Consider the following 13237-nt stretch of genomic DNA (forward strand, 5'->3'; position numbering starts at 1 on the left):
GCGCCATGTATGAACGACTGATTGCTTTTGCCATCGCGCGGCGCTGGCTGGTGCTGTTCGTGGTGCTGGCCGCGGCCCTGGTCGGGGTAGCCAGCTTCCGCCACCTGCCGATCGACGCCGTGCCCGATATCACCAACGTGCAGGTGCAGATCAACACCGCGGCGCCGGGCTACTCGCCGGCCGAGGTGGAGCAGCGCATCACCTATCCCATCGAAACCGTGATGGCCGGCCTGCCGCGGCTGGAACAGACCCGCTCGCTTTCGAAGTACGGCCTGTCGCAGGTGACGATCGTGTTCCGCGACGGCACCGACATCCATTTCGCCCGCCAGCTCGTGGGCGAACGGCTGCAGCAGGCGCGTTCCCGCCTGCCCGCCGGTCTCGAACCGGGCCTGGGCCCGCTGGCGACGGGCCTGGGCGAGATCTTCTACTGGACCGTCGAGGCCACCGACAGCGCGCGCAAGCCGGACGGCACGCCGTACACGCCGACGGACCTGCGCGAGATCCAGGACTGGATCGTGGCGCCGCAGCTGCGCGGCGTGGCCGGGGTGACGGAGGTGAACACGATCGGCGGCTACCTGAAGGAATACCAGGTGGCGCCGGACCTGGCGCGCCTGGCGGCGCATGGCCTGGCGCTGGCCGACGTCGTGACGGCGCTGGAGCGCAACAACGGCAATGCCGGCGCCGGCTATATCGAACGGGGCGGCGAACAGTACGTGGTGCGCACGCCCGGGCAGTTGCGCACGCTGGACGAGATCCGCGACATCGTGCTGCGCGTCGTCGACGGCGCGCCGGTACGCATCCGCGACGTCGCACAGGTCCAGCTGGGGCGCGAGCTGCGCACCGGTGCCGCCACCGAGAACGGCCGCGAGGTCGTGCTGGGCGCCGTCTTCATGCTGATGGGCGAGAACAGCCGCGCCGTGGCCGACGCGGCGCAGCGCCGGCTGCAGGAGGTCAACCGCTCGCTGCCGCCGGGTATCCGCGCCCTGCCCGTGTACGACCGCTCGGTGCTCGTCAACAAGGCCATCGCCACCGTGCGCGCCAACCTGGTCGAGGGCGCGCTGCTGGTCATCGCCATCCTGTTCGCCTTCCTCGGCAACCTGCGCGCGGCCCTGATCACGGCGCTCGTCATTCCGCTGACGATGCTGCTGGTGTTCACCGGCATGGTGCAGGCCGGCGTCAGCGCCAACCTGATGAGCCTTGGCGCGCTGGACTTCGGCATCATCGTCGACGGCGCCGTCGTCATCGTCGAGAACTGCATCCGCCGGCTGGCGCACGCGCAGGCCGCCGCCGGGCGCGCGCTGACGCGCGACGAGCGGCTGCGCGAGGTGGCGGCCGCCGCGGCGGAGGCGCGCCGGCCATTGTTGTTCGGCCAGCTGATCATCATGACGGTCTACCTGCCGATCTTCGCGCTGGCCGGCATCGAAGGCCGCATGTTCCATCCGATGGCGATCACCGTCGTGCTGGCACTGGCGGCGGCGATGATCCTGTCCGTCACGTTCGTGCCGGCCGCCGTCGCGCTGTGGGTCACGCAGCCCGTGGCCGAGCGCGAGAATCGCGTCATGGCCCACGCGCGCAGGCTGTACGATCCGGCGCTGGACTGGGTCATGCGCAACCGCCCGGTCGCGCTGACGTTTGCCGGCTTGGTGGTCCTGTTGTCGGGTCTCCTGGCCACACGGCTCGGCACGGAATTCGCGCCCAACCTGAACGAGGGCGACCTGGCCGTGCTGACCTTGCGCATCCCCGGCACCAGCCTGGAACAGTCGGTGCGGATGCAGCAGCAACTGGAGCGCACGCTGTTGCAGCAGTTCCCCGAGATCGAGCGGATGTTCGCGCGCATCGGTACCTCGGAGGTGGCGACCGATCCGATGCCGCCCAACGCGGCGGACAGCTACATCATGCTGCGGCCCGAATCGCAATGGCCGCGGCCACGCCGCACGCATGCGCAACTGGTGGCGGCGATCACGGCAGCGGCCAACGCGGTCCCCGGCAACAACTACGAGTTCTCGCAGCCGATCCAGCTGCGTTTCAACGAGCTGATCTCCGGCGTGCGCAGCGACGTGGCCGTGAAAGTGTTCGGCGACGATCCCGCCGGGATGCAGGCCACGGCGCAGCAGGTGGCGCGCGTGCTGGGCCGCCTGCCCGGCGCCGCCGAGGTCAAGGTGGAGCAAACCGAGGGACTGCCGGCGCTGACCCTGGAGGTGGACCGGTTAAGGGCGGCGCGCCATGGGCTGAACGTGGCGGACGTGCAGGAGGCGTTCGGCACCCTGGTGGGCGGGCGCGACGTCGGCGTCGTCTACGAGGGCGATCGTCGCTTCGCCATCACCGTGCGCCTGGCCGACGGCGTGCGCAGCGACATCGAGACGCTGCGCCAGCTGCCGATCGCGCTGCCGCCTCGCGATGGCCGCGTTGCCAGCATCCCGCTGGCGGAGATCGCGACCTTGCGCTTCGTGCCGGAGCCCAGCCAGGTCAGCCGCGAGAACGGCAAGCGCCGCGTCGTCGTCACCGCCAACGTGCGCGGACGTGACCTGGGCTCGTTCGTGGCCGACCTGCAGGCGGGGCTGGCCCAGGTGGCGCTGCCGCCCGGGACGTGGCTGACGGTGGGCGGCCAGTTCGAGAACCTGCGCCAGGCCGGACTGCGCCTGGCGCTCGTCGTGCCGCTGGCCCTGGGCATCGTGCTGACCTTGTTGTACCTGATGTTCCACAGCCTGAAGGACGGCTTGCTGGTGTTTACGGGAATTCCGTTCGCGATGACCGGTGGCGTGCTGGCGTTGTGGTTGCGCGGCTTGCCGTTGTCGATTTCGGCGGCGGTCGGCTTCATCGCGCTGTCCGGCGTGGCGGTGCTGAATGGCCTGGTGATGCTGTCGTTCGTGCGCGCTCTGCGCGACGACGGCATGGCGCCAGCGGCGGCGATGCGCGCCGGCGCCCAGGCGCGCTTGCGGGCGGTGCTGATGACGGCGCTGGTGGCGTCGTTCGGCTTCGTGCCGATGGCACTGGCCACCAGCACGGGTGCCGAGGTGCAGCGACCACTGGCTACCGTCGTCATCGGCGGCATCCTGTCGTCCACCGCCTTGACCCTCCTGATCCTGCCCGCGCTGTACACGTGGGCATACCGGGACAAGGCGGACCAGGAGGTCAGAACGTGATGTGGACGGAGGGAGCGCTGCGCTTGCCGGGCCCGTGGTACACGGCTTCGATATTGTTGCCGTCCGGGTCCAGTACGAAGGCGGCGTAATAACCGGGGTGATACGGCCGCTCGCCCGGGCGGCCGTTGTCGCTGCCGCCCGCCGCCAGCGCCGCGTGGTAGAACCGGGTGACGACGTCCGGGTCGCGCGCCTGGAACGCCAGGTGGTGGCGCCCCGTCAGCACGCCCTGGGCGGCCGGGCTGTCGCTGCTCGAGACGAACAGCTCGTCGGCCCAGAAGAAGCCGGGACCTTCGCCGCCCAGCGGGATGTCCAGCACCTCGAAGATGGCGCTGTAGAAGCGCTGCGCGGCCGGCAGGTCGCGCACCACCAGCTGGACGTGGTCGATCAGCCGGCCCCGATGTATCTCGCCTGTTTCCATGTTTGCTCCCGTGACGGTTGAGTTACGGAACAACGCCATGGCCGAGTACGCCTGGCGCCCCGCCACAGTGTAGAAGCAAAGCAGGCGCGGGGCAATATGCTTACTTGACGGTCACCTTCAGCGGGATCTTCCACGGCGAACCGTCCACCGGGCTGCGGCAGACCGTCGGGTCGTCGTAGCACAGGCGCAGTTCCAGGTTGCTGCTGTATTCGCCGGCTTTCAGCGTGGGCGAGGTGCGCAGCGTGGCCGTGTAGCTCATGCTGGAATTGGCGACGACGCGCGTATCGGTCGTGACGACGCCTTGGGTATCGATGATGGCGATATTGAAGACGCGCTCGATGACCTTGCTCGACGTGGCCGTGATCGAGAACGACTGGGATTGACCGACGCTGGCGCTGACGCTTGGCGCCGCCGGCGTGATCGCCAGCCAGGATTGGTTCGGTTGCGCGACCGGGGTGCCGGCGCCGTTGCCGCTGTCATCGCCGCCACCGCCGCCGCACGCGGTCAGGGCCAGCAGGCAGAGGCTGCCCGCCAGGGTTTTGCTCATCTCTTTCATGTGGTTTCGGAACTTTATGTAGTTATATAAAAAGAACTTTCGATTGTATCACGGCAATTCTTTTTTGGTAACTGTCAGGACGCCGTCGGCGGCGGGTCGGCGCGCGGTCAGCGCCGTAGGGCCGGCCAGCCAGTCGGCCATTTCGCTCCCGGCGGCAGCGGCAGGGCGCACCAGTGCGCGCATGTATGGAACAGCAGCGCGGCCGCTCCCTGCGGGCGCTTGCCGCATGCGTGCCGGGCGGCGCCGGCGCGAAGCGGCCCGTCGGCACGACAGCAGCTACAGCGTGATCACACCGTATGGGTCAAGCAGCGCCCGACTCGTCCTCCGCCTGCAGGGCCGCGCCCTGCTCGGCCGGCGCAGCCTGCCGCAGGGGCGTGGCCGCGTGCACGCGCTGCGGCAGCGGCTGCGCGTTGCGTTCGGCGGCGAGCCGGGCCGACAAGTCGAAATAGCAGTTGGCGATCTGCGACGCCACCCGCTGCCAGGTGTACTGGTCCACCAGCGCCCGCACTGCGGCCCGATCGGGCGGCTCGGCCAGGAACTGCTGGATGGCCGCGCGCTGCCCCACGGCGTCGTGCCACGCCACTTTGCGCAGCGCGAAGGCGCTTTCGCGCAGGTCCAGCGCGTTCTCGTCCGTCATGACGACGGGTGTGCCGGCGGCCAGCGCCTCCAGCACGGCCAGCGGAAAGACCTCGCCGTGGCTGGGCAAGGCCACCACCGAGGCGGCGGCGAAGGCCCCCGCCAGCAGCGGGTCCTGGTGCTGCAGCTCGCCCAGCCAGCGTACCCAGGGCGAGCGCAGCACGGCATCCAGGTAGCCCTGGTCGGCGCGTGCGCAGCGGCCGATAAGCACGATGGGCAGGTCCAGCCCTTCCAGCGCCTGTACCAGCCCGAGCTGGTTCTTGTACGGGCTGATCGTCCCGGCCATCAGCACGAACGGCCCCGTGATGCCGGTACGATGGCGGAACAGTTCCGGCCGGGCCATGAAGAACTGCCGGCTGATCCCGTTCGGGAACACGCGGATCTTCGAGGCTTCGATCAGGAACCCGGACATGATGGCGTCGCGCTCCGGTTCGCCCAGCGCGATGACGAGGCGTGCCAATTGCAGCGCCTTCTTGGTCTGGGCATAGCTGGTTTGCACGTGCCAGGCCGTCAGCCGGCCGGCCAGCCGGTCCGCCACGCGGGCCCGAAAGCCCGAGGCGCGGTCCCAGCCGGGCGACAGCAGCGGCGAGAGCACCACGGGAACGCCCATCTCGCTGGCCGCCTCCACCACCCGGTAGTTGCCGTTGATGGCGGAGAACACATGGATCAGGTCGTAGCTATCAAGCCGCTCGCGGTTCGGGTCGACCAGCTCGGCCTGCAACGGATGGGCGGCGTCCTGGCCCAGCCGGTTCAGCGCCGCAATGGTTTCCCGCACCTGCACCTGCAGGCCGCCCTCGCGCTGGAACAGCATCGGGTACGACAGTATGCCTACACGCATGATCACCCTCCTCGTCTGACGACATCGCCGCGCACCACCTTGCGCCACGCACATTCGATTTCCCGTGCCAGCGGATGCCGGCACAGAACGATTCCCGCCAGCCACAGCGGCACGGCGCCCGCGACCGCGACCAGCAATTGCGCCGTGCCGGGAGGGAGCGCCAGCACGGCCGCCAGCGGCGCCAGGCTCGTCAGCGCCGTCACTACGGCACTGCGTGCCACCGCCGCCAGCAGGGCCGCGCCGCCAATGCCGGCAAATTGCTCCAGGTAACGCCAGGTCAGCCAGCAGCGGAACACGGAACCGAGCACGACGGCGGCGGCGACCCAATGCAGACTTACCAGCGCGGCCGGCAGCACCGCCGCCACCCGCACGGCGACGGCCAGTGTGTCGAGCCGGGCCTGGACGCGCACCTGCCCTGCCGCCACGAACAGGTAGCGGGCCATGCTGAACATGCTATACAGTGCCGCGGAGCAGCACATGATGCGGATCAATCCCGCCGCCCCCTCCCACTGCTCGCCGTACAGTATGTTGATGATCGGCAACGCCAGCAGGGCCAGGAGGGCGAAAAAGGGCCAGGCCACGGCGGTCATGCAGCTGACCGTCAGCAGGTAGCTCGCACGCAGATCGCGGCCCGCCCGGGCCTGCGCGGCAAACAGCGGCAGCATGACGGGCGCGATGGCGCTGGTGACGGCCTGGCTGAACAAGCTCAGCAGACCCTGTGCCTTGCCGAACAGCGCCACGTCGGCTACGCCCAGCAGCTTGCCGACGATCAGGTCGGGTGCCGCGACGCCGGCCTCGTCGATCACATTGCCCCCTGTCGCCGGCACGCCGAAGCGGAGCACGTCGCGTACACCGGCCAGCGCCGGCAGCCAGGGCAGCTCGGCCGGCCGCAGCGGCAGGCTGACGGCGAACGCCGTCAACGTGGCCGCCGCCGCCCCCCAGGCCAGACTCAGGCAGCCATATCCATGCGCTGCCAGCCACAAGGTGCACAGCAGCTGCGCGCCGGCGTGCGCCGTGTTGATGACGTAGATCGACGCCAGCCGCAACTGGCGGCGCAGCAGCGACAGCGTCAGCGCCGTGAACGGCAGCAGCACGAAGTTCAGCGCCAGCAGGCGCAGCACGTCGCGCAGGCGCGGCTCGCCGTAGAATGCCGCCACCGGCCCGCTGGCGCACAGCACGAGCAGTGCCAGCAGCCAGGCGCTGGCCAGGGCGACCGCCAGCGCAGCGCGCAGCTGCGCGCGCCCCAGCGCAGGGGCCGCGACGACATATTGCCCGACGCCGAAGTCGCGCAGTACCTGCGCCAGCCCGACCAGCACGGCACCGATCGAATACACGCCGATGTCGGCCGGCGCCAGCATGCGCGCGATCAGCATCGAGCCCACGGTGGCGATCAGCAGCGCCGTATAGCGCTCGCCGAACGAAAACAGCAGCGAGCGGCGCGCCGTGCCCATCACAGCAGGCCACGGTAGAACGCGTGCACCTGCGCCTGCACGCGCGCCATGCTGAAACGCTGCTCGACGTCGGCGCGGCCGGCCTCGCCCATGCGAGCCCGCCGGGTCGGGTCGGCCAACAGAGCGGCCACGGCCGTGGCCACCGCCGCTTCGTCGTCGAGCGGCACCAGCAGGCCGCCAGGGCTGTTGCGCAGCACGTCGGCGTTGCCGGGAATGTCGGTGGCGACGGCCGGCACGCCGCAGGCCATCGCCTCGATCGTTGCGATGCCGAATCCTTCGCGCTGGCTCAGCAGCAGGTGCACGTCGAACGCCGGCAGCAGCGTTTCGACGTCGGCGCGAAAGCCGGCGAATACGACGTGTTGCGCCAGCCCCAGCGTTCCGACCAGCCGGCGCAGCTCCGGCTCCAGCGCGCCGCTGCCTGCCAGCACCAGAAACAGGTCAGGAAAACGCGGCCGCAGCGCGCACAGCAGCTTGACCAGCGCTTCCGGCCGCTTCTGCGGCGACAGCCGGGCCACGCTGCCCAGCACCAGCGCCTCGGCTGGCAAGCCGAGGGCCTGGCGCGCGGCCTGGCGCAGCGCCGTGCAGGGGCGGAAGCGCGCCGTGTCGACGCAGTTCGGGATCACGGCCAGGCGTACGCCCGCCGGCAGATATTCCCTGTAAAGGGCGAGGAAATGCTGCAGGGCCGATTCGGTGGCGCCGTAGACGCCGCGCACCGCGCGAAACGCCTCCCGCAACAGCGGCCGGTGCCAGGCGCTGACGTCGCCCGGCGGGAAGGTATTGTGGACGCTGACGACGGCCGGCAGCGCGCAACGCCGCGCCAGCCACAGGGCCGTGGCGCCGTACGCGCTCCAGCAGAAGGCCACATGCACCAGGTCGGCGCGCTGGCGCCGCAACGCGCCGGCGCTCCACAGCTGCGCGCGCCAGCGGTTCAGGCGCCGCCAGCGCCATTGCTCGAACACGGGGGGCGGCGCGAACTTGGCGACGGGCAGGCGGCGCGCGCGCAGTTGCGCGGCCCAGGCGGCGCTGCCCGGGAACGGCCGGATGCCGAGCACCGCGTCGATGCCGCCGGCCTTAAGGAACTGGGCTTCCTGGGCCATGCGCAGTTCCATGCCCCCCAGCTCGCCCGAGTAGCTGGTGATCAGCACGCGCGGGCCGGGCCGCGGCGCACGCCAGGCCTCGTGACAGTAGCCACGCAGGTAGGCCAGCTCCCAGCGCCGCCGGAACATGGCATCGGCGTCCCCGCGCAGGCGCGCCGCCAGCAGGCCGGCCGCCTCGCGCAGCCAGCGCCCCAGCATCCAGCGCGGTACGCCGAACACTTCCGGAAACACACCCGGGCAGTCCTGGCGGAACTTGCCGCGGCCGAAGCGGTAGGCGCGCTCGAGGATCCATGGCAGCGCCAGCTGGTGTGCGCGGACATGATGGGCCACGCGCGCACCGGCGCAGAACCAGGCGCGATGGCCGGCATCGGCCAGGCGCCGCGTCAGTTGCGTCTCGCTGCCCATCGCATAGGCGCCGGCCGTGGGACCGATGCTTTCATCGAAGCGCAGGCCGGCGTCGAACAGGCCGCGCCGCAGCGCCATATTGGCACCCCACACGAGGCCAGGAAAGACGGGGCCGTCGACCTGGCTCGGTGGCGTGATGCCAAACGTCAGGCCCAGCGGCACCAGCCGTTCGATCCAGCTCGGTGGCGCCGTGACCCAATCGGGCACGATGGCGCCGCCGAACATCGTGTAGTCGGGCTGCGCGGCGGCCGCTTGCGCCAGGCGCAGCAGCCAGTCCGGCTCCGGCGTCGCATCGTCGTCGGTAAACACGAACAGCTCGTCCGGCGCTCCGGGCGCGCGCAGGGCCAGCGCGAGTGCCGCGTTCAGCGCCGCGTTCTTGCCGCGCCGCGTTTCCAGCACCCGCGCCAGGGGCAGCCGTCCGGCATATGCCGCCAGCACCTGCGCGGTGGTGTCGGTACTGCCGTTGTCGGCGACGATCAGGCGCCAGCCGCCGGGCGGCGCCACCAGCTGGCAGCAGCCTTCCAGCACCTTGGGCAAGGTGGCGGCGCCATTGAAGGTCGCCATGAGCACGGTCAACAAGGACGCTTCTCCTCCGGCATATCATCGATTGCCAAGCCGATCCAGTGTACTGGCGGACCTTCCGCCAACGTTGTGCGAGGTCAAGAGGAAGCCATGCGCGATCTGCTCGTTACCCTGCTGGTCTTCGCCGGCCTGCCCTATGTGCTGAAGCGCCCCGTCTACGGGGGGCTGATGTGGGTCTGGATCAGCGTCATGAACCCGCATACGCAGGGCTGGGGCTTCGCCACCACGTTCCCGTTCGCCTACATCATCGCTGTCGCCACGCTCGTCAGCCTGGCCAAGTCGCGCGAGAAGAATCGTTTCCCGCTGACGCCGATCAGCCTTGCGCTGCTCGCCTTCGTGTTCTGGATGAACCTGACGACGCCCTTCGCGATGTTCTCGAACGGCGCCTGGAACCAGTACACCAAGGTCATGAAGATCATGGGGATGACATTCGTTCTGATGATGGTGGTGCGCGAACGCGCCGACATCCAGCGCCTGATCTGGGTCCTGGTCATCTCGCTGGGCTTCTACGGCGTCAAGGGGGGCCTGTTCACGATCCGCAGCGGTGGCAACGACCGGGTCTGGGGACCGGTCGGCACGTTCATCGGCGACAACAACGCGCTGGCCCTGGCGCTGATCATGACGATCCCGCTGATGTATTACCTGATGCACGACCTGCCGCGGCGCTGGATGCGCCACGCCATGCTGGCGGCGATGGCGTTGTCCGGCCTGGCCGCCCTGGGCAGCTATTCGCGCGGCGGGCTGCTGGCCATCGTTGCGATGCTGGCCTTCATGTGGCTGAAGAGCCGGCACAAGCTGTCCGGCGCCGTGCTGCTCGTGCTGCTGGTGCCGCCGGCGCTGCTGTTCATGCCCGAGCAATGGGGTGCGCGCATGGACACGATCGGCGCCTACCAGGCCGATTCCTCGGCGATGGGCCGGCTCAATGCATGGCACATGGCGTACAACCTGGCGCGGGACCGCTTCATGGGCGGCGGCTTCGCCTGCTACGAGCCGCTGACGTTCGCCTTGTACGCGCCCAACCCCGCCGACGTGCACGCCGCCCACAGCATCTATTTCCAGGCCCTGGCCGAGCACGGGTTTGTCGGCCTCGCGATCTACCTGCTGCTGGGGTGCTTTACGTGGCGCTCGGCCGCCGTCATCGTGCGGCGCTGCCGCGGCTGTACCGAGCTGGACTGGGCCGCCCGCCTGGCCGCCATGATCCAGGCCAGCCTGATCGGCTTCGGCGTCGGCGGCGCCTTCCTCAGCCTGCTCTACTGGGACGTGCCCTATTACCTGATGGCCGCGGTCATCGCGATGCGCGCGCAGGTCGCGTTGCGCCTTGGGCCGGAACGGGGCCGGAGCGAGGCCGCACGCGCCCGCCCGGCAGCGCTGCCGGGCCGCGCCACGCCACCCGCGGTGACGCGATGATCGCCCGAATGGACAAGCTGGTGCGCGAACTGGGCTGGAACGATGCCCTGCTGTACGCGCTGGCGCGGGCGCTGCGTCCGCTCGGAGCGCGGCTGCACCGCTATTATTTCGTCGCCCAGCGTGTCACGCTGCCCGGAGCCGGGAGCGGCTGGGGCAAACGCATCGAGGTCCGTGCCGTCGCGGCGCTGGCGGACATCCCCTGGGGCTACCCCAGGCCACGCGATGTGCTGGCGCAGCGGCTGCGCCAGGGCGGCCGCAGCCTGGCGGCCTGGCGCGACGGCGAGCTGGCGGGCTTCCTGTGGTACCAGTTCGGCGCCTACCAGGAGGACGAGGTGCGGGTGCGCTATCACCTGCCCTCGCCGCGCTCGGCCTGGGACTACGACGTATTCGTGCAGCCGAACCTGCGCCTGGGCCCGACGTTCGCGCGCCTGTGGCAGGAGGCGCACCGGCGCCTGCATGCGCGCGGCGTGCGCTGGACCTGCAGCCGCATCTCGGCCTTCAACGCCGATTCGCTGCGTGCCCACGGCCGCCTCGGCACAGTGCGCCTGGGCAGTGCCACGTTTCTCGTTCTCGGCCGCTGGCAATGCATGCTGGCCAGCGTGGCGCCCTACCTGCACCTGTCGCGCGGCCCGGCGGATTTCCCCCATCTGATGTTCGACACCGACGCGCTGGAATGCGCCCACCCACACTCCACCCGGGAGGTCCCATGTCAAACCGAGTCACCCTGATCCTGGCGCTGGGCCTGGCCCTGGCCGGCGCCGCCACCTGCCGGGCCGGCACCGATTGCCCGCCGCTGGCCCCCAACACGATAACCGGCGGCGACTACACCAACCCGGAGGACCGGCAGAAACTGGAGGTGGTCGAACGTTTCCACTTCACGCCAAACGTGGAGCGGCTGGAACGCGGCCAGTCCGGCAGCATCGGCGCCGACATGTCCTACACCCTCGATCACTTCGCCAACCACCATCGCGCGCTGGCCGCGCTGGCGCGCCTGGCGGTGCGTGAGAAAAATCCGCGGCCGCAAGGCGCCAAGCTCGCTGTCGACTGCTATTTCGGCCGCGCCATCGCCTACCGTCCCGCCGATGCCCGGGTGCGCGCCATCTTTGGCGGCTACCTGCTTGCGCTGGGCCAGGAGGCCGCCGCGCTGGCCCAGCTGGAGGAAGCGGCCCGGCTGGAGCCGGGCAACGCCACCAACCAGTACAACCTGGGTTTGCTGTACGTGCGCCAGAAGGAGTACGCCAAGGCACGCGAGGCCGCGCGCCTGGCCTACCAGCTCGGCTTTCCGCTGCCGGGCCTGAAGAACAAGCTGGCGGCGGCGGGCCAGTGGCAGGAGCGCTGAGCGCCCCCGGCCGCCTACTTGATGCCGTGGTGGTTCATCAGGTCGTACAAGGTCGGCCGGCTGACCCCCAGCATTTCCGCGGCGCGGGCGATATTGCCGCCCGAGCGGGCCAGCGCCTTGACCATGACGCGGTACTCGGCGGCGTCACGCGCCGCGCGCAGGTCGATGTCGTCCGGCGCCGGAACGCCCTCCGGCAAGCCCAGGTCGGCGGGGGTGATCTGGGCGCTCTCCGACATGATGACGGCGCGGCGGATGCAGTTCTCCATCTCGCGCACATTGCCAGGCCAGCCATAGGCCTCGATCGCCTGCAGCGCCTCGGGGCTGAAGTGCAGGCCCGTGCGGCCCTCGCTGGCGCAGAAGCGGTGCTTGAAGTGCTGCGCCAGCAGCACGCTGTCGCCGACCCGTTCGCGCAGCGGCGGAATCACCAGCACGATCTCGCTGAGACGGTAGAACAGGTCCTCGCGGAACAGCCCTTCGTCGACCCGGGTCTTCAGGTTGCGGTGGGTGGCGCAGACGATGCGTACGTCGACGGCGATCTCGCTGCGCCCGCCGACCCGCTCGATGACCCGCTCCTGCAGGAAGCGCAGCAGCTTGGCCTGCAGCGCCAGTGCCATGTCGCCGATCTCGTCGAGGAAGAAGGTGCCGCCCTGGGCCAGCTCGATCTTGCCGGGCGTCTGCCGCACGGCACCGGTGAAGGCGCCCTTCTCGTAGCCGAACAATTCGCTTTCCAGCAGGTGCTCGGGAATCGCCGCGCAATTGATGGCGACGAAGCGCTTGTCGTGCCGGCTGCTGAGCCGGTGCAGGCCGCGCGCGATCAGCTCCTTGCCGCACCCCGAAGCCCCCAGCAGCAGCACGGTGGCGGAGGAGCCGGCGACCTTCTCGACACTGCGGCACACCTTCAGCATGCCGGGATCGCGGCTGATGATGCCCGCCAGCGGCGAGTCGGCCTGGATCTGCAGCATGCGCCGGTTCTCCTGCTGTACCTGCTGCAGGAACGCGGCCCGTTCGATGACGAGGCGCAGCAGGTCGGCGTCCAGCGGCTTCTGGTGGAAATCATACGCGCCCAGCGCGATCGCCTTCAGCACATTGGCGCGGTCGCGGTTGCCCGACAGCACGATGACTTTCGTGTCCGGCGCGATCGCCAGGATCTCCCGCAGCAGGGCCAGGCCCTCGCTGGCGCCGTCGGCATCGGGCGGCAGCCCCAAGTCCATCGTCACCAGCGACGGCTGGTGGCGGCGCAGCAGCGTCAGCGCCGCCTCGCGCTCGCCGGCGACCAGCACGTCATAACCGTCCAGGCTCCAGCGCAGCTGCTTCTGCAGCCCCGCATCATCTTCGACCACCAGCAGTTTGCGCTTCGGCATCGGA

General features: G+C 70.0%; 10 protein-coding genes. 4 read left to right on the plus strand and 6 right to left on the minus strand.

The genetic code is table 11. The annotated features are described in order from the left end of the window. The first annotated feature begins 5 nt into the window (after positions 1-5). The gene (locus E7V67_013490) at positions 6-3143 is read left to right on the plus strand and encodes a CusA/CzcA family heavy metal efflux RND transporter (protein ID WUR16071.1); all 3138 of its coding nucleotides are present in this window, start codon (positions 6-8) and stop codon (positions 3141-3143) included. On the opposite strand, the gene E7V67_013495 is transcribed toward E7V67_013490, so the two are convergent. The 5 genes from E7V67_013495 to E7V67_013515 all read right to left on the minus strand — a co-directional run bounded on the left by E7V67_013495 (position 3133) and on the right by E7V67_013515 (position 9114). Further along, entirely contained in the window at positions 3133-3561 is a 429-nt protein-coding gene (locus tag E7V67_013495; GenBank protein ID WUR16072.1) for a VOC family protein, read from the minus strand. The two genes, E7V67_013490 and E7V67_013495, sit on opposite strands and share 11 nt — an antisense overlap. Before the next feature lie 100 nt (positions 3562-3661). After that, complete coding sequence (locus tag E7V67_013500; GenBank protein ID WUR16073.1) at positions 3662-4108, minus strand: hypothetical protein; 447 nt, start codon at positions 4106-4108, stop codon at positions 3662-3664. Positions 4109-4418: 310 nt separating this feature from the next. Beyond that, positions 4419-5591 (minus strand): glycosyltransferase, encoded by a 1173-nt coding sequence (locus tag E7V67_013505; GenBank protein ID WUR16074.1) that lies wholly within the window; start codon positions 5589-5591, stop codon positions 4419-4421. Positions 5592-5593: 2 nt separating this feature from the next. Beyond that, on the minus strand, positions 5594-7042 hold the full coding sequence (locus E7V67_013510) for an oligosaccharide flippase family protein (protein ID WUR16075.1): 1449 nt from the start codon (positions 7040-7042) through the stop codon (positions 5594-5596). Further along, positions 7042-9114 carry a glycosyltransferase gene (locus E7V67_013515; GenBank protein WUR16277.1) on the minus strand — a complete coding sequence of 691 codons (2073 nt, stop codon included), beginning with the start codon at positions 9112-9114 and terminating at the stop codon, positions 7042-7044. The genes E7V67_013510 and E7V67_013515 overlap by 1 nt, the downstream gene beginning before the upstream one ends. Before the next feature lie 102 nt (positions 9115-9216). Between E7V67_013515 and E7V67_013520 the strand changes: the two genes are divergently transcribed. The 3 genes from E7V67_013520 to E7V67_013530 are packed head-to-tail and all read left to right on the plus strand — an operon-like array spanning position 9217 to position 11872. Then, complete coding sequence (locus E7V67_013520) at positions 9217-10533, plus strand: putative O-glycosylation ligase, exosortase A system-associated (GenBank protein ID WUR16076.1); 1317 nt, start codon at positions 9217-9219, stop codon at positions 10531-10533. Next, complete coding sequence (locus E7V67_013525) at positions 10530-11261, plus strand: hypothetical protein (GenBank protein WUR16077.1); 732 nt, start codon at positions 10530-10532, stop codon at positions 11259-11261. Before E7V67_013520 ends, E7V67_013525 begins: the two co-directional genes overlap by 4 nt. Continuing rightward, positions 11240-11872 carry an ABC transporter permease gene (locus E7V67_013530; protein ID WUR16078.1) on the plus strand — a complete coding sequence of 211 codons (633 nt, stop codon included), beginning with the start codon at positions 11240-11242 and terminating at the stop codon, positions 11870-11872. Before E7V67_013525 ends, E7V67_013530 begins: the two co-directional genes overlap by 22 nt. A 14-nt stretch (positions 11873-11886) precedes the next feature. Here the strand turns inward: E7V67_013530 and prsR are convergent, their stop codons facing one another. Beyond that, entirely contained in the window at positions 11887-13233 is a 1347-nt protein-coding gene (gene prsR / locus E7V67_013535) for a PEP-CTERM-box response regulator transcription factor (protein WUR16079.1), read from the minus strand. Positions 13234-13237 lie beyond the last annotated feature (4 nt).

The organism is [Empedobacter] haloabium (assembly GCA_008011715.2).
In the GTDB taxonomy this organism is placed as follows: Bacteria; Pseudomonadota; Gammaproteobacteria; order Burkholderiales; family Burkholderiaceae_D; genus Rugamonas; species Rugamonas haloabia.

Bases quoted from the DNA above. Each gene is read 5' to 3' on its own strand.
- E7V67_013530 (WUR16078.1), top strand. From the start codon at position 11,240: ATGTCAAACCGAGTCACCCTGATCCTGGCGCTGGGCCTGGCCCTGGCC.
- E7V67_013520 (WUR16076.1), top strand. From the start codon at position 9,217: ATGCGCGATCTGCTCGTTACCCTGCTGGTCTTCGCCGGCCTGCCCTAT.
- E7V67_013505 (WUR16074.1), bottom strand. From the start codon at position 5,591: ATGCGTGTAGGCATACTGTCGTACCCGATGCTGTTCCAGCGCGAGGGC.
- E7V67_013510 (WUR16075.1), bottom strand. From the start codon at position 7,042: ATGGGCACGGCGCGCCGCTCGCTGCTGTTTTCGTTCGGCGAGCGCTAT.
- E7V67_013490 (WUR16071.1), top strand. From the start codon at position 6: ATGTATGAACGACTGATTGCTTTTGCCATCGCGCGGCGCTGGCTGGTG.
- E7V67_013525 (WUR16077.1), top strand. From the start codon at position 10,530: ATGATCGCCCGAATGGACAAGCTGGTGCGCGAACTGGGCTGGAACGAT.
- prsR (WUR16079.1), bottom strand. From the start codon at position 13,233: ATGCCGAAGCGCAAACTGCTGGTGGTCGAAGATGATGCGGGGCTGCAG.
- E7V67_013500 (WUR16073.1), bottom strand. From the start codon at position 4,108: ATGAGCAAAACCCTGGCGGGCAGCCTCTGCCTGCTGGCCCTGACCGCG.
- E7V67_013495 (WUR16072.1), bottom strand. From the start codon at position 3,561: ATGGAAACAGGCGAGATACATCGGGGCCGGCTGATCGACCACGTCCAG.